This window comes from Mycobacterium sp. RTGN5 (genome assembly GCF_033804465.1).
In the GTDB taxonomy this organism is placed as follows: Bacteria; Actinomycetota; Actinomycetes; order Mycobacteriales; family Mycobacteriaceae; genus Mycobacterium.
Genome location: NZ_JAPZLA010000006.1, coordinates 85,547 through 102,254 on the forward strand (window position 1 = coordinate 85,547; position 16,708 = coordinate 102,254).

15 protein-coding genes are annotated in these 16,708 nt (G+C 65.1%); 2 read left to right on the forward strand and 13 right to left on the reverse strand.

Annotated features, from left to right (window positions below; genetic code table 11):
* Positions 1-15: 15 nt before the first annotated feature.
* The 13 genes from SLQ31_RS24425 to SLQ31_RS24485 all read right to left on the reverse strand — a co-directional run bounded on the left by SLQ31_RS24425 (position 16) and on the right by SLQ31_RS24485 (position 14,374).
* Positions 16-780 (reverse strand): hypothetical protein, encoded by a 765-nt coding sequence (locus tag SLQ31_RS24425; protein WP_319436719.1) that lies wholly within the window; start codon positions 778-780, stop codon positions 16-18.
* Entirely contained in the window at positions 777-1,490 is a 714-nt protein-coding gene (locus tag SLQ31_RS24430; RefSeq protein WP_319436720.1) for a hypothetical protein, read from the reverse strand. The genes SLQ31_RS24425 and SLQ31_RS24430 overlap by 4 nt, the downstream gene beginning before the upstream one ends.
* Positions 1,491-1,745: 255 nt before the next feature.
* Positions 1,746-3,194, reverse strand: coding sequence for a FadD3 family acyl-CoA ligase (locus tag SLQ31_RS24435; protein ID WP_319436721.1), 1,449 nt, complete (start codon positions 3,192-3,194; stop codon positions 1,746-1,748).
* Positions 3,191-4,381: an amidohydrolase family protein gene (locus tag SLQ31_RS24440; protein ID WP_319436722.1), complete on the reverse strand. Its 1,191-nt coding sequence runs from the start codon at positions 4,379-4,381 to the stop codon at positions 3,191-3,193. Before SLQ31_RS24440 ends, SLQ31_RS24435 begins: the two co-directional genes overlap by 4 nt.
* Before the next feature lie 44 nt (positions 4,382-4,425).
* Complete coding sequence (locus SLQ31_RS24445; protein ID WP_319436723.1) at positions 4,426-6,825, reverse strand: CoA transferase; 2,400 nt, start codon at positions 6,823-6,825, stop codon at positions 4,426-4,428.
* 2 nt (positions 6,826-6,827) lie between these two features.
* Positions 6,828-7,880 (reverse strand): enoyl-CoA hydratase/isomerase family protein, encoded by a 1,053-nt coding sequence (locus SLQ31_RS24450; protein WP_319436724.1) that lies wholly within the window; start codon positions 7,878-7,880, stop codon positions 6,828-6,830.
* Entirely contained in the window at positions 7,873-8,988 is a 1,116-nt protein-coding gene (locus SLQ31_RS24455; protein WP_319436725.1) for a M24 family metallopeptidase, read from the reverse strand. The genes SLQ31_RS24450 and SLQ31_RS24455 overlap by 8 nt, the downstream gene beginning before the upstream one ends.
* Positions 8,978-10,147: a M24 family metallopeptidase gene (locus SLQ31_RS24460; protein ID WP_413642994.1), complete on the reverse strand. Its 1,170-nt coding sequence runs from the start codon at positions 10,145-10,147 to the stop codon at positions 8,978-8,980. The genes SLQ31_RS24455 and SLQ31_RS24460 overlap by 11 nt, the downstream gene beginning before the upstream one ends.
* A gap of 65 nt (positions 10,148-10,212) precedes the next feature.
* Positions 10,213-11,379, reverse strand: a complete 1,167-nt coding sequence (locus SLQ31_RS24465; RefSeq protein ID WP_319436727.1) for an amidohydrolase family protein — start codon at positions 11,377-11,379, stop codon at positions 10,213-10,215.
* Positions 11,380-11,413: 34 nt separating this feature from the next.
* The gene (locus SLQ31_RS24470; protein WP_319436728.1) at positions 11,414-12,652 is read right to left on the reverse strand and encodes a cytochrome P450; all 1,239 of its coding nucleotides are present in this window, start codon (positions 12,650-12,652) and stop codon (positions 11,414-11,416) included.
* Positions 12,653-12,655: 3 nt separating this feature from the next.
* The gene (locus SLQ31_RS24475) at positions 12,656-12,850 is read right to left on the reverse strand and encodes a ferredoxin (RefSeq protein WP_319436729.1); all 195 of its coding nucleotides are present in this window, start codon (positions 12,848-12,850) and stop codon (positions 12,656-12,658) included.
* A gap of 5 nt (positions 12,851-12,855) precedes the next feature.
* Complete coding sequence (locus tag SLQ31_RS24480) at positions 12,856-13,512, reverse strand: helix-turn-helix domain-containing protein (RefSeq protein WP_319436730.1); 657 nt, start codon at positions 13,510-13,512, stop codon at positions 12,856-12,858.
* A 46-nt stretch (positions 13,513-13,558) separates the two neighbouring features.
* A complete protein-coding gene (locus tag SLQ31_RS24485) occupies positions 13,559-14,374 on the reverse strand; it encodes an SDR family oxidoreductase (RefSeq protein ID WP_319436731.1) in 816 nt (271 codons plus the stop codon).
* 250 nt (positions 14,375-14,624) lie between these two features.
* On the opposite strand from SLQ31_RS24485, the gene SLQ31_RS24490 reads away from it, so the two are divergent.
* Both SLQ31_RS24490 and SLQ31_RS24495 read left to right on the forward strand, forming a co-directional pair.
* On the forward strand, positions 14,625-15,830 hold the full coding sequence (locus SLQ31_RS24490; RefSeq protein WP_319436732.1) for a cytochrome P450: 1,206 nt from the start codon (positions 14,625-14,627) through the stop codon (positions 15,828-15,830).
* A 37-nt stretch (positions 15,831-15,867) separates the two neighbouring features.
* Entirely contained in the window at positions 15,868-16,707 is an 840-nt protein-coding gene (locus SLQ31_RS24495; protein WP_319436733.1) for a mycofactocin-coupled SDR family oxidoreductase, read from the forward strand.
* Position 16,708: the final 1 nt, after the last annotated feature.

Below are 16,708 nucleotides of genomic sequence, written 5' to 3' on the forward strand. Positions count from 1 at the left end.
CCTGCCGCCGCGCGCCTAAACCGGGTTGAATTCCGAGATCAGCCAATGACCGTCGGCGTTGGTCAGCTTCACCACCACGCTGCTGGTCGCCAGTGCCGGATCGGGCCGGTCCTTGCTCGTCGTCACCTGATTGACGAACACCAGCACCACCGCACTGTCGGCATGCAATTCCGAGACCGCCGCGCGCGCGACGGTTGCCTCAGTCTTGACACCCTTCTGCTTGGCCGCCGGGGCCACGATCTGGTCGGTGAATTGGCTGTAGTACTTGAGGAATTCACCCGTGAGGTGAGACTTGGCATTGGCCAAGTCCTTGTCGAGGGTCTCCGGTGCGTAGGACAACAGCGCAACCGTGCCATCGCGGGCCGCACCGGCGACCTGCTGCTGCCGCTGCTGGATCTGCTTGTCGACGGATTCAGTGGTAAAGAGGTTGAGGCCGAACGCTTTTTGATCTGGGCGATAGATCCACCAGTAGACAGAGGCGGCGCCAACCGCGGATCCCACCAGCAGCACCGCGAGCACTATTGCCGCGACCAAGCTCACTAGTGAGCGCTTCTTGACCGGTTCGCCCGATATTTCCGGCTCGTCGGTGTCGAGGGCCTCGTCGGTGTCGACGGTGTCGGCGGCTTCGTCGGCGCTGGCCTCATCGAGGCCGGCCTTATCGGCCTCATCGGCCTCCGTGGCGCCGATTTCCGCCGCGTTGCTCTCGGTGATTTCGGCCTCGGTTGCGTCGGCGTCTTGGCCGTCGTTCTCGACGGGCGAGTTGGTCTTGTCACTGCTCATGGCACGAACTCCACATTCGACATCTTGTATTTGTCCCCGTCGCGCACCACAGTGACGCTCATCCGCCAGGCGCGCGGATCCTTTTGGGCCCCATTAGAATTGGTCACTGTCGAGGACGCCGCCAGTAGCACTACCCCGGTGTCGCCGCCGTCTTTCTCCAGCGCGGCGGACTTGATCGTCCCGACGGTCACCGCCTTGGACTGCTGAGCGGTCTTCACGAAATCGTCGGCACCCCTGGTGAAATCATCCTTGAAGCTGCCCGTTGACAAGTCGATCACGTGCTGGACGTCGTCCTTGGCCCGGTTGTAGTCGATCGACAGCAGCGCCGTCACGCCGGCACGCGCGCCGTCGATGAGCTGGTCCTGGTGCGCACGTTGCGCGGCGACTTTCTGGTGTTGAAGGACCATCAAGCCCGTCAACACCAGCGAGCCGATGGCCACGATCACGACGACGGCCACCGCGACCGTCACCCGACCGATTCGCGACCACCACCCGCGGCGCTCCAACTCGACGTCCTCGACGTCGTCGGTGTCATCGGTGTCATCGGCGTCATCGGTGTCATCGGTGAGCTCGACAGCCTCGTCGACCGATGCCGAGCCACGCAGCCGTGCCGCGGTGGCCTTGGCACGGGCGGCTTCAGCTTCGGCTTCGGCCTGGGCGGCCTCAGCCTCGGCGAGCTCGGCCAGCACCTCCTCATTGACGTCAGCCACCATGGCACTCACACATGTCGTTCGCGTTCGGCACGCGGCGCACTACAACGTCTAACCGTCGCATGTCGAACTCCTCTCTGGTCCAAACATCCCGCCAGCGTACGGGCGGGGGCTGAGCGGTCCGTCACATGCACGGCCGACGCGCGATATCCAGTGAGAATGAGATTATCACCAGGCGGTAAGTCGTTCGGTCGCACCGGTGCTATACCTGTTCGAATTCCGCCATCATGGTGCGGAAATGCCATTTCCGGCAATTCAACGCAGCTGATCCTTCATCACCTTGCCCGTCGCATTGAGCGGCAGCTCGTTGACGAACACCACCACCCGGGGCACCTTGAAGCCGGCCATCCGGTCCTTGCTCCAGCTGATCAGGTGCTCGGCCGAGAGGTCCGCCTTGGACTCCTTGAGCACCACGAATGCCTTACCCACCTGACCGAGCCGGTCATCGGGCACCCCGATGACCGCCGCCTGCGCGACCGCGGGATGCTCCATCAGGAAGCCCTCGATCTCGGCGGGGTAGGCATTGAACCCGCCGACGATGAACATGTCCTTCTTGCGTCCGACGATCTTCAGCCGCCCGGACTCGGTGAAGCTGCCCAGATCACCGGTGTGCAGCCAGCCATCGGCATCAATCGCCTCAGCAGTGCCGGCCGGATCGTCGAAGTAGCCCTGCATCACGCTGTAACCGCGCACCAATACTTCGGCGTCGTCGGCGATGCGCACCTCGACCCCGTCGCACGGCAGCCCGGCCGTGGTGGCGACGTCGTCGAACGAGTCTCCTGGCCGCGACAGTGTCGCCGTGCCGGCCTCGGTCAGGCCGTAGCCGGTGGCCAATGTCTGGAACGGCAGCTCTTCGTGCACCCGCCGGATGAGTTCGACCGGGATGTCGGCAGCACCGGTCACCCCGGCACGCAGCGTCGCCAGCTTGCTCTTGTCCGGCACCGCCAGCAGCGAGTGATACAGCGTCGGCGGGCCCGGCAGCATGGTGATCCGCTCGGCGGCGATCAGGTCGACGACGCGATCGACGTCGAACACCGGTACCGGCAGCATCGTGGCGCCGCGGATGAACGTCGCCAGGCAGCCGGCCTTGTAGCCGAAGGTATGGAAGAACGGGTTCACGATCAGGTAGCGGTCACCGCGGCGCAGGTCGGCGAGGTCACACCACTCGGCATACATCCGCAGGTTCTGCAGATGGTTCATCATCACGCCCTTGGGGCGGCCGGTGGTGCCCGACGTATAGATGATGTCGGCGATATCGGTTCCGCTGACAGCGCGTTCGAACGGGCTCCCCGCCTCCAGGAACCCGGACTTCAGATCGATCGTGGGCACGCCAGGCGGAGTGACGAAATCCTGCCCCAGGAAACCCTTTTCGATCAGCACGGCCTTGGCGCCGCTGCGGGTGATGATGTCGGCGGCCTCGGCCTGCTTGTACCGCGTGCTGACCGGGACCACGATGCCGCCGGCGGTAAGCACACCGAAGGCCGCGATCATCCAGTGCGCGGAGTTGGGCGCCCAGATCGCAACCCGGTCACCTTTATCCACGCCGAGTTCCGCGAAAGCGCCTGCGGCACAGCGCACCCGCGCGGCGACCTCGCTGAAAGTGAGACGCAGCGGACCGTCGACGACTGCTTCAGAGTCGCCGAACCGGTCCGCCGCGCTCAGGACCATCTCGGGGATGGTCGTCCAATTGCTTGGTTGGATCACACCGTGATGAGGCGAGACAGGTTGCCGCCCATGATCTTTGCCTGGTCAGTACTGGAAAGGTGCTCCAGCGCCTTGATGTAGAAGGTCGGCTCAGCCAAGCCTTCCGGATGCGGCCAATCCGAGCCGTACAGCACCCGGTCCACACCGACAAGGTTGACCAAATCGTCGATGCCGTCCTCGAAGAACGGGCTGACGTGGATGCGGTTCTTGACCATCTCGACCGGGTCGCTCGGGAAGGCTTCCGGAGCCTTCCGGAAGACCTCGGCCAAGCCATCGAGCAGCGGAGTCATCCACTTCGAACCGGCCTCGACGATCGCGACCTTCAGCTTCGGATGGCGGTACAGCGCACCGTGAATCACCCACGACCCCACCGAGTCCTGGATCGGGCGCCATTCGTTGAGGATGCCCATCGCATTGGTCTGGAACGGCAGCATCTCTGCGCTGGCGCCGTCCCACTCGGAGGTGTAGCGCGAGTAGCCACTATCGCTGGAGTGCATGCCGACCAACAGGTCGTACTCGACGACGCGCTCCCAGAACGGGTCGAACTCGGGCAGTGCGAACGACCGCGGGCCGCGGAAGCCGGGCACCGGGGCCGGGCGGACCAGGATGCAGCGAGCGCCGCGCTTGACCACCCACTCCAACTCCTCGATCGCCTTCTCCACGATCGGAAGGGTGATCACCGGGGTGGTGAAGATGCGGTTCTGGTAGTTGAAGCCCCAGACCTCGTCGAGCCACTCATTGAGCGCGTGGACCAGAACGTGGATGGCAACGGGGTCGTCTGCCAGGCGCTCCTCGAGGAGGCTGGCCAACGTCGGGAACATCAGGGTGCGGTCCAGGCCCAGCTCGTTCATCACCTCGAGGCGGGGGCCGGGCTCGAAGAACGCCGGGATCGCACGCATCGGCTCACCAAACAGCTCGCGCTTGGTCTTGCCGTCCGGGTTGCCGTACTTGAAGTATTCCTCCCAGGCGCCCGGCTTCGCGACGACCTCGAAGGTCGGGTTGGGAATGTAGTTACTGATCTGACCGCGCAGCGCAATCTTGGTGCGCCCGTTGACCTGCACGTACTGGACGTGGTTCTTGTACTCCTTGGGGAGGAACTTGGTCAGCGCTTCCGGCGGCTCGTAGAGATGGTTGTCCGCGTCAAAGATGGGAAACGGGACGTCAACCCGCTCCGACAGTTGCCCCATTAAAAGCCTCCTATTAGTCGTGAGAACGATATTCTCATTATGGACTAACCGCAATACCCAGCGCCGATGACCCCCTCGGTCTCCAGCGCCGTGATGTCGTCGGCCGACAGTCCGAGTTCGGTAAGGATCTCGTGGTTGTGCTGGCCCAACAACGGCGCCGGCGAGCCGTGCACCGGCCGCGGCCCGCGGGACAGCTGGAACGGCATCGTGGTGAACCGGGCCGCCGCGTTGACCGGGTGGTCCAGGACTTCGAAGAACCCGCGTGAGGTGAGCTGTTCGAGTTCGGGCTGCCGGTGGGGTTGCATCACCTTGGCCACCGGGACGCCCGCCGGCCACAGCGTCGCGACGATCTCGTCACCACTGCGTGCCCGGCACCAGGCACCGAGGTGTTCGTCGATGACGTTCTCGCGGGCGCGCCGACCACGCGCGGTGGCCAGCGCGGGATCGGCGGCCCAGTCCGGATCGCCGAGTGCGTTGCGCAGCGACTGCCAGTGCTCGTCGGTGGCCACCGCGATCGCCGCCCAGGAGTCGTCGCGGCCGAACTCGTCGACCTCACCGGATTGGTAGAGATTCTGCGGCGACGCGATCGGTCCCCGGTTGCCTGCCCGCGCCAAAACCGCTCCGTACGCGCTGTATTCGATGACCTGTTCGGCCGCGATGTTGAGTGCGGCGTCCACCATCGCCGCCTCGATGAGCGCCCCCTCGCCGGTGCGACGGCGGTGCTCGAGGGCCAGCAGCACGGCATTGAGCGCATGAAGCCCGGCGTTGGGATCACCAAGGGAGTACGGCTCGTAGGGATTTCGGTCCGGATAGCCGGTGAGCCAGCTGATGCCGGCGGCCGCCTCGATGACGTACGCGAAGGCCGGGTTGTCCCGCCACGGACCGTCGAGCCCGAACCCCGGCATGCGCACCATGACCACATCGGGCCGGATCTTCTGCACGGCCGCGTAGTCCATGCCGAGGTGATCGAGCACCCGCGGGGTGTAGTTCTCGGCGACGACATCGGCGGTGGCGATCAACTGGTGCAGCAGTTCCCGACCCCGCGTGGTGCCAAGGTCGAGCGTGATGTCCTTCTTGGTGGTGTTCAGCGCCGCGAAGATCGGTTGCTTCTCCCACCACTGGTCTTCGGTCACCGGCACGCCGGCGATCATCCTGGTGCCGTCGGGGCGACGGGCCGACTCGACGTGGATCACCTCGGCACCCAGCAGGGCCATCAGATGCGTGCACGACGGTCCGGCCCAGAACGTGGTGAGGTCGATGACGCGAATTCCGCTCAGCGGCAGCCGATCCGCAGCGCTCCCGGCTTGTCGTGGACTGCGCGGCGCTGCCCGGTACCGATCGGTGTGTTCACCGAGTTGGGGCGCCAGCGACGGCGGGCGCAACTCGACGCCGGTGATCCGAAAGGGGTGGGCAGGCTGGCGGAAGCCGGCCGGGTGGGTGACGAACGACCCACGGGCCGCGAAGTGTTCCAGCGACTCAACAGTGTCCGGAGTGGCCACCGGGGCGTTGGGGATGCGGAACGCCGTCGCGAGGTCGCGCACCTCATCACCGGTGCGTTCGGCCATCCACGCGTACAGCTCCGCCGATTTCTCGTTGGCCTGCTCGGTGATCGTCAGCGGCGCGTCCTCGTCGATCCAGTCCTCGTGTCCGGTCATCGAGCACAGGTCGAACCACTGCTGGGCGGTGCCGCAACCGACGTCGACCAGTCCGTCCTTGACCCGGGCGATGCCCGGCACGGTCAGTTTGCGGGCGTCGCGCCACGGCCGGCCCAACATCTCGAAATAGGTCACCGGGTAGTAGGTCAGACCCATGACGTGGCTTTCCAGCATCGACAAGTCGATGAGCTCACCGCCACCGCCGCCGAGCACTCGCATGCGCGACGCCAGGATCGCCACGCTGGCGTAGGAGCCCGACAGGTAGTCGCCGACCTGTCCGCCGACGTACACCGGGGCCCGATCCGGTGCGCCGCGGCCAAGCCCAACGATCCCGCCCGACCAGGCCTGCAGGGTGAATTCCGTTGCCGGACGCTCACTCCAGGGCCCGTGCAAGCCGAAGGGTGTGATCGCGGCGACGATCAAGTGCGGGTGCGCGGCGTACACGGCGGCCGGTGCCAGCGTCGGGTCGTCGGTCAGCGGTGAACCCGGTGACCACACCACCGCGTCGGCCGAGGCCAGCAGGTCGTTCACCAACGCCAGGTCGCCGGGCACCGCCGGGTCGGCCACCACGCTGTGCTTGCCGCCGGCCAGGAAGCTGAACAGCGCGCCGTCGTGCCCCTGGCCGATCGGCGCACCCGAGGCTGACCACCGCCGCAGCGGATCCCCTTCGGGGGCCTCGACTTTGATCACCTCGGCGCCGCCGTCGGACAATAGCTTGGTGCAATAACCGCCGGGGATACCCGTCGACAAGTCGACGACGACGAAACCGGTCAGTGGCGAGTCGGCCATCGCTACGTCTTCTTCTTGGTCTTGGGGGTCTTGGTTTTGGCCTTGGTCTTGGGGGTCTTGGTTTTGGCCTTGGTCGTGGTCTCGGCCTTGATGTCAATCTTGGCTTTCTTGCGACCGGACTTCGACAATCGCCACTCCGGCGGGAACTTGCTGTCGTTGTCCTTCACCGCACCGGCAAGTCCGCCGCCGAGAGCCTCGTGCATGTCGAACTCGTCCTCATCGCGGGCGGCGGCGCCTCCCATCGACTCGAAGCAGCTGCCGAGCAGGCTGCCCATGTACTCACCCTGGAACTGCTTGAACACCTCGAAGAACATCTTCTGCTGAAAGACCGTGTCGGTGGGCCGGTTTCGCGCGCATGCCAGCGCGTAGCGCTCGACCTCGTCTTCGAGCCTCTCGCGCGGCACCACGCTGTTGAGGAAGTTGCACTCATACATCTCATCGGCGGTGAACGGCCGTCCGGTGTAGACCATCTCCTGGAATTTGCGCACGCCCATCATCTGGGTCCACCACCACATCCGGGGACCCCAGCCGTAGTACCGGAACGATGGATGGCCGAAAAGTGCGTCATCGGAGGAGATCACCAGGTCGGCGTCGGCCGCCTGGTAGAAGTGCCAGCCGTAGCAGTACCCCTTGACCTCCAGGATTGAGATCTTCTTGAAGTCCTGCAGGGTGCGGATACCGGATTGTGGGCTGGCGTACCAGGCACCGACCGAGGCGCCGCGGCGAAACGTGCCTTTGGGCGGGTATTTCACCTCACCGGGCGCGATCCGGAACTCCGAGAGCCGCGGCCCGTCGTCATCGGCGTTTTGCAGCTCCATGAACTCGGGCAGGTCGGCGCCGCTGCCGAAATCCTCACCGACGCCGCGGATCACCAGAACCTTGACCTCATCGTCGACCCCGGCCTGATAGAGCAGATCCGAATAGCGCAGCCGCGCTGCGGCGGTCGGAGCGTTGAGGTACTCGGGCCGGTTGAACGTGATCGTGGCGATCTTGGTCTTCGGGTTCTTCTCGTAGAGGATGATCTCCTCGGCCGACGGGCGCGTCGCCTTAGCCATCGGCTGGGCTAGACGTCAACACCTCGCAACCGTCCGCGGTGATGACCACGGAATCTCGCCGGAACACCGCCCCGACACCGGATTCGAAGACGTACCCGGTGACCGCCAGGACCATGCCGGGTTCCAGTTTCTCGCGGGCCGCGGTCGCCGCGAGTTGCGGTGACACCACCGGTGAGTCGAATCCGACACCGAGACCGTGCGCCACCGGAACCACCGGAAGCGGTTCACCGGCAGCCTCATACGCGGCCAGCAGGCCGGCATTGGCCGCGCCGGGCCGGCAGGCGTCGATGAGTGCGGCGTGCAGCCGATCCGAGCGTTTGTACAGGGCGGACGTGCCCGCCCCGACCGCGCCGACCGGAAGGGTGCGGCCGACCTCGCCGATGTAGCCCCGATCCAACACCGCGGAGGAGAACGCCACCAGGTCGCCGTCGTGGACTCGTTCGTCGCCGCGGACGCGCCGCCATGGGTGGTCCTTGGCGGTCACCCACACGGCGTCCTGATGAGCCGGTGAGCTGACCCCGCCGGCCGTCATCGCCTCCAGCAGCACTGCGGTCAGATCCCGCAGCGAAGCGCCGGACTGCAGCTTAGCCGTCGCGGCGGCCAGGCCGACCTCGGCGACCCGGACCGACTCGCGCAGCGCGTCGATCTCCTCGGGAGTCTTGATCCTGCGGGCCGCCCCCATCGCGGCTTCACCGTCGACCAGTTCAGCATTGGGGAACGCCATCGGCAGAAGCTGGGCGAAGCCTGGCGAGAGGGCATCGGAGCCGACCCGTCGTGCGCTGGCCGCACCGGGGATCTTCTTGAGGTTCTCGATGGTGTTCACCGGGTTCCACGCGATGCCATAGAGGTTCTCGTGCGGGATGTCCTCGGGTACACCCTCGTCCCAGGTGCTCAGCAGGTGTACGGCACCGTTGCGCAGCAGCACGCACGACGGGGCGAACGGCCGGGTACCGGCCACCCAGAGTTGTTGGGCGCCACTGACATAGCGGATGTTGGATTGCCGGCCGAGGACCAGGACATCCAGGTCGTGAGCTTCCATCTGGGCCAGTGCGCGCTCCCGCCGCCCGGTGCGGAGAGCGCGGTCATCGCCCAGTACCTCAGTCGCCATAGGGCGTGTACGGGTAGTCGGTCAATTTGATCCAGCCTTCCTCGGTGATGACCACGATCTCCTCGCTGCGGTAACCGCCGGTGCCGTCCTCCCAGATCACGGGTTCAAGCACGAGCACCATGCCGGCCTGCAGCACGTAGTTCTCGTCGAACTCGGCGCCGAGATCGGTTCCGATCATGGGCATCTCGGCGGCGTTAACGCCGATGCCGTGGCCCAGGTAGAAGTGCGGCAGCCATGGCTTCTTACCGTCATTGGCCGCGATCGCGGCACGGCCCAGATCGGCCGCGGTGGCCCCGGCGCGGGTGACCTCCTGAACGGCGGCCATGATGTCGCGCCAGCGACGGAAGTTGGCCTGTTGGCGAGCATCCGGATCGGCGCCGACTATCCAGGTGCGGCCGAAATCCGAGCAGTACCCGCCGTAGGTGATGGACACGTCGGTCCACAGCACGTCGCCTGCACGCAATTCGCGTTCGGTCGACAGGAGCGGCAGCGCCAGATCCCCGTGTGTGGTCCACACGCCGTCGGCCTTGGTGTTGGGCATCACCTGCCAGATGGGCTCGAGCATGCTCGCCACCGCACCCAATTCGAATGCCCGCCGCATGTATTCGGCCGAAAGGTCGATCTGGCGGATACCCGGTGCCAGCGCTCGCTGAACGTCGACCATCGCCGTGTCGGTGATCTGGACAGCCTTGTGGATGCAGGCGATCTCGTCGGCGGTCTTGACCGTCTTGGCGGCACCCACGACCACGGCGGCATCACCGGGTGCGCCGTCGGGGAACAGCCGGCTCTGCGCGCGGCGCATCGCACCGGTGAGCTCGTCGACGGCGATCGTGCTGCCGCGTGGGATGAGCTCACCCAGCGCTTTGGCGAAATGCTCGACGCCCTCGTCGAATTCGACATATACCGGTCCGTGCAGATGATCGGGAGGCAGGTCGGTTTCGTCGGCGGCACCTTCCCGGAACGGCAGGAAAAGATGCGGCGCCGGATCGTCGGCAAGGACCAGCGCGACCGGGCGCTCGACATGCGAGAGCCCGGCATCACCGAGCGGCCAGCTGGCGCCGGTCGCATAGGTGACGGCGTTGTTGCCCAACAGAATCAGTGCATCGACACCGCGGGCGGCCATGGCCGCGCGCAGGCGCGCCCCGGTTTCGGCGCGCATGCGGGACCGGTCGGGCTGCGCCGGGATGTCGGCAACGGTCCGCAGCGGACCGGTGAGAGAGGTGGTCACTGGACTCCCAGGAAGTTCTTGATGTTGGAGCTGCAGATCTTCGCCGCATTCTCCGGGCCAACCGCCGCGACCACAGTTGCCAGTGACTTCTCTGAGTAGCCAAAGGTCGACTCGTTGTGCGGGTAGTCAGACGACCACATGACGTTGTTCACGCCGATCTTGTCGATGAGCTCCAGGCCCAGCGGGTCGACCATGAACGAGGCGCACATGTGGTTGTCCCAGTAGTACTGGGGATCGTGGGACAGCTCATGGTTGAACATGTGCCGGTAGGAGGCCAGCAAGTGCTGGGCATCTTGCAAGGCCGTTGGCACCCAGGCGATTCCGCCCTCGAACCAGCCGACACGCAGTTTCGGGTGCCGGTCGAGGATTCCGGAGAAGACGTACTTGGCGAACTGTTCGCGGAACGAGTCGACGTTGACCATCATCCCGACCACGACGCTGTTGTTCTCGCACGGCGTCTTCGGCGGCGTCTCACCGATGTGGTGGGCGACGGGCACGCCGGAGTCTTCGATCTCATCCCAGACCGCATCCATCGACGCAGCACCGTAGTCGTAGATGTTGCCGTCGTCGTCCTTGCCCGGGTTGAGCGGCAGCAGGAAGGTCTTGAGCCCGAGCGCCTTCAGCTCTTCGAGGTTCTGGCGGGTGCCCTTGGGGTCCCACCAGTTGATCAGGCCGACCCCGTAGAAGTGGCCTCCTGACCGCTCCTGCAGTTCGGCCATCACCTCGTTGTAGATGCGGAACACCCGCTCCCGCAACGACTTGTCCGGGTAGTGGAACAGTGCGAGCACGGCGTTGGGGAACGCAAGCTCCTTGTCGATACCGTCCTCGGCCAGCTCGCGGATGCGGGCCTGCATGTCGTTGGTCGACGCGCCTGCCAGATCGTCGTACTGCATGAGAACCCGGCCGAAGTCACCGCCCGTCCACGCCTTGCCCTTCATGCCGACCATGTACGCGCCGTCCTCGTACCAGATGCGCGGCGCCTGACCCTTGAGGTCCTCGGGGAACTTCTCGTAGAAGATGTCCTGGGCCACCGAGATGTGGTTATCGGCCGAAAAGACCTCGGTGCCAACGGGCAGCCCGAAGTCACCCTTGGCGTGGCCCTGACGATTCTTAGGCGCACCGAAACCTTCCGGCGGGTAGAGCGTGGCAGTCAATGTGGACATCGTTGACACTCCAATCGATTTGGGCTGAAGACTTTCACCAGGTGACAGGAAGCTCGTAGACGCCGTATGCGAGGCGGTCGTGCTGGAACGGCACCTCGTCGAACGGAATCGCCAACTTCATGCCGGGCATCCGGCGCAGGACTGTGGGGAACACGATCTGCATCTCGGCACGGGCCAGCTGCTGTCCGACGCACTGGTGCCGGCCGTAGCCGAAACCCAGCTGCTGGCTGGCATCACGAGTCAAGTCGAGCTTGCCGGGATCGGCGTAGGTGGCGGGATCCCAGTTGGCCGGGGCCAGATCGAGGATGACGCCGTCACCGGCCTTGATGGTTTCGCCGCCGATCTCGATGTCCTCGACGGCCACTCGACGCTGACCGGTCTGAATGATCGACAGGAAACGCATCAACTCTTCGACCGCGTTCGCGATGAACTTCGGGTCATCGGAATCACGCAGCAGCGCAGCCTGTTCGGGATTCTCCAGCAGTGCCACCAGCCCGATACCAATCATGTTGGCGGTGGTTTCGTGACCGGCGATCAACAGGCCGGTGCCCAGCTGGGCGGCCTCCTTGACGCTGATCTCGCCGGCGTTGACCCGTTCGGCGAGGTCGGACACGGCGTCCTCGGCGGGCTCTTTCTGTTTCTTCTCCACCAGATTGATCAGGTACTGGTGCAGGCTCATCGCGCCCTTTTGCATGGCGTCGGCGGCCGCATTGCGGGCCATCCCGGCATTGGCGTGTTCCTGGAAGAACTCGTGATCCTCGTAGGGCACGCCGAGCATGTCGCTGATCACCCGCGTCGGTACCGGCAACGCGACCTTCTTGATCATGTCGACGGGCCCGGGTCCGGCCAGGATCTCGTCGATGCACTCGTCGGTGACATCTTGAATCACCGCGCGCAGCGTCTCCACCCTGCGGAAGGTGAACGGCTTGGACAGCATGCGCCGGAAGCGGGTGTGCTCCTCGGCGTCGGAGGTGAACACCGAACGAGGCCGCTTGTTCACGGTGGCGAGCATGTGGGCGTTCCAGTGCGGGAACCCCTCGATCCGGTCATCGACGCTGATACGCGGGTCGGCGAACAGTGCGCGGGCCGCCTCGTAGCCGGTGACCAGCCACGGGGTGCTGCCGTCCCAAATCCGCACTCGCGACAACGGTTTGGTGTCGTTCATCTCGAGCATCTGAGGCGGCGGCGCAAATGGGCATCCCGCCGCACGCTCCATCGGATACTCGGGGGCGGCGGCGGCCTCGGTCGCCTCAGAAGTCAATGTGTCCGACATGCGTCACTCCTCGACATAGATGGCCTGCGCAGGACAGGCCGCGGCGGCCCGGCGCGCGTTGTCGTCCTGATCGGCTGGGGGGTTGGCGGCGAGGAGGACGACGACGCCGTCCTCGTCACGCTGGTCGAACACCTCGGATGCGTTGAGCACGCACTGGCCCGAGGAAACGCACTTGTCCTGGTCGACGGTGACCTTCATCGTGTTCAGTCCTGTCGCGTCACGGGGGCAAGCCACAACCCGACGAGCGCATCGACAAGCCCGGAAGCGGCTGTACGCCAACTGGTTAGGCGTAGGGACGAGCCCTCGGTGAGGGCCCGCTCATATTCGGCGCAGGTGTGCATCAGCAGGTTGCGCGCCATGATGTTGCGTTCGACGCGGACCGGGCCAGGCAGGTCGGGCAGACAGCGGTTGATGCTCTCCACCACGGTCACCAGCGTGGGCAAGGTCAGCGCATCGCGGGTCACGGTCTTCTGGTAGGCGGGGTCGGCCATCACCTGCGCGGCGAACCGGGCGTACCAGGTGGGGTTGCCCATCGCGGTCAGGTGATCGGTCAGCGGCAGAACCAGGCACTCGACCCAGTCGCGCAGCTCGGCCGCGGGTGTCAGGGCTTTGACCCGCTCCTCTCGCAGCTTCTCCACCGGGATCGCGTGCTTGTGCTCGATCGCGCGGACCAGATCGGTCTTGGTGCCGAAGTGGTAGCCGACGGCGGCATTGTTGCCCTGCCCGGCCGCCTCGCTGACCTGCCGATTTGATACCGCAAAAACACCGTGCTCGGCGAACAGCCGCTCGGCGGCGGTCAGGATCGCCTCACGGGTCAGGCTGGCCCGATCCGTGCGGGTGCCTCGGGTCGCGGTGGTCATCGCTGGTCAGTCAACTCTGCGGCGGTGGTTAAGTCAAGCGATTGATTTAAGAATCCTGCGCCTTCTTTTTCTTCGGCACCGGCTTGCCCGCCGCGGTCCCGCCGTCGACCGGCAGAACCGTGCCGGTGACGTAGGGCGAGCGGTCGCCGGCAAAGAAGAGGATCGCCTCGGCGACGTCGGCCGCAGTCCCCTCCCGCTCCAGCGGCCGGTCGGCCCGCATGGTCGCCCGGATGCCCTCCTCGAACTTGGCGACCTGCTCGGCGTCCATGCCATGTGCGGCCTTCGACACGATGGCGGTCCGGATATGGCCGGGCGCAAGGCAGTTCACCCGGACCTCGTAGTTCGCCAGTTCGATCGCAGCACACTTGGTGAAGTGGATGACCGCAGCCTTGGACGCCCGATAGGTCATCACGCCGCCGCCGGCCTGGATTCCGCCGATCGACGTCAGGTTGATGATCGAGCCTCCGCCGGAGGTCTTCATGTGCCGGGCGGCGTCGCGCGTACCGGCCATGACGGCCTTCACGTTGACGGCCATGATGTTCTCGAAGTCGGCCAGATCGTCGGCCAGGAAACTTCGGTGCATCTTTCCCGAGACCCCCGCATTGTTGACCATCACGTCGAGTCGACCGAACTTCTCCACCGCGGTGTCGATCAGGGCAGTGATCTGCTCGGTGACCGCGACGTCGGTAGGCAGGAACGATGCCTGCGGATGGCCGTCGGCCAGCGCCCGACCCTGTTCGACGTCAATGTCGCCGAAGACGACGGTCGCGCCCTCGGCGAGAAACCGCTCGACGATGCCGGCTCCGAGGCCCGATGCACCGCCGGTGACGACCGCGACCTTGCCTGCCAATTCGTTGCCCATGACGGCCCAATCCCTCTCGTCCGCACGCCGATCCGGCGGCGTACGCAGTCAACTCGCTGCATCCGACCGAAGTCAAGCGGTTGATTTAAATGGACCTATCGATGCCGCCTGGGCTGGTACGACAAACCCTTTAGTGCGGCTAAACGAGCGATCGGAGAACGATGTTCTCTCACTTGGCCAGCAAACCTCACGCATTCCGGACATTGCATTGACACGTTTTGAACGAAGCTGCGACAGTTGCTCACACCCAATGGCCCATGGGAGGAACATTCCGGTGACAGTCAGTGCCGACAGGGATCTTCACTACGATCCCTACAACGTCGACCAAAACATCAACCCGTTTCCGATGTTCGCGCGCCTGCGCGAGGAATCGCCGTTGTACTACAACCCCGAGCTCGACTTCTTCGCGTTGAGCCGGTTCGACGATGTCAACAAGGCTGTCATCGACCACGAAACGTTCATCTCCGGCCGTGGTGCATTGCTGGAAATCATCAAGTCCGGCATGGAGATTCCCACCGGGACGTTGATTTTCGAGGACCCGCCGATCCACAACATCCACCGCAACCTGTTGTCGCGAGTGTTCACCCCGCGCAAAATTGCTGCGCTGGAGCCGCAGATCCGCGAATTCACCACTCGGTGCCTGGATCCGTTGATCGGTACCGGGAAGTTCGACTTCGTCAACGACCTCGGCGAGCAGATGCCGATGCGGGTGATCGGCATGCTGCTGGGCATTCCGGAGGACCGGCAGCGCGCGATCACCGATCACGGTGAGGCCACCCTCCAGAAAAAGGAGGTCGACCTACTGGCCACCGGCGAGGTGTTCGCCGAGTTCATCGACTACCGCCGCGACCACCCGTCCGACGACATCATGACCGACCTGCTCAACGTCGAGTTCGCCGACGAGACCGGCACGGTGCGGCGACTGGCCCGCGAAGAACTGTTGCTCTATTTGACGGTGATCGCGACCGCCGGGTCGGAAACCACCACCCGGCTGATCGGCTGGGCCGGAAAGACATTGGCCGAGTATCCGGATCAGCGTCGCGAGCTGGCCGAAAATCCGGCCCTGATCCCGCAGGCGGTCGAAGAGATCCTGCGCTGGGAACCGCCGGCGCTACAGATCGCCCGCTACGTCGCCAGGGAGACCGAGTACTACGGACAGACCGTGCCGGAGGGTTCGGCGATGCTGATGCTCGTCGGTTCGGCCAACCGTGACCACCGCCGGTTCGCCCCCGACGGCGACGTGTTCGACATTCATCGTGAGCTGAAGTCGCACATGACCTTTGGGGCGGGCACTCATTTCTGCATGGGCAACGCGCTGGCCCGGATGGAGGGGCGCATCGCGCTCGAAGAAATCCTCAAGCGCTTCCCCACCTGGGACGTCGACTGGCCGAATGCGGTGAAGTCCCAGACCACTGCGGTCCGCGGCTGGGATGCCATGCCGACGATCATTCCCTGACATCCACCAACTACAACGACAAGAGGACTGAAGAACCATGGCAGGACGGGTAGAAGGCAAGGTCGCATTCATCACCGGTGCGGCACGCGGACAGGGTCGGGCTCACGCGGTCCGGCTGGCGCAGGAGGGCGCCGACATCATCGCGGTCGATATCTGTAAGAAGATCGACACCGTCGACTTGATCGCCGCGTCCACACCGGAGGATCTGGCCGAGACCGCTGATCTGGTGAAGAACGCCGGCCGCCGCATTTTCACCGCCGAGGTCGACGTGCGCGACTACGACGCGCTGAAGGCCGCCGTCGACGCCGGTGTCGAGGAGTTCGGCCGGCTCGACATCATCGTCGCGAACGCCGGTATCGGCAACGGCGGCCAGACGCTGGACAAGACCAGCGAGACCGACTGGACCGCGATGATCGACATCAACCTGTCCGGCGTATGGAAGACCGTCAAGGCCGGTGTTCCCCATATTCTCGCGGGTGAGCGCGGCGGATCGATCATCCTGACCAGCTCGGTCGGCGGCCTCAAGGCCTACCCGCACACCGGGCACTACATCGCAGCTAAGCACGGCGTCCTCGGACTGATGAAGACGTTCGCTGTCGAGTTGGGCGCGCAGAATGTCCGGGTGAACTCGGTGTGCCCGACGAACGTGAACACTCCGCTGTTCATGAACGAGGGCACCATGAAGCTGTTCCGCCCGGATCTGGAGAACCCGGGCCCCGACGACATGAAGGTCGTCGGCGAGTTCATGCACACGCTGCCGATCGGCTGGGTTGAGGTGGAGGACATCGCGAACGCTGTGCTGTTCCTGGCTTCCGACGAGGCTCGCTACATCACCGGCGTCGCGCTGCCCGTCGACGGTGGAAGCTGCTTGAAGTAAC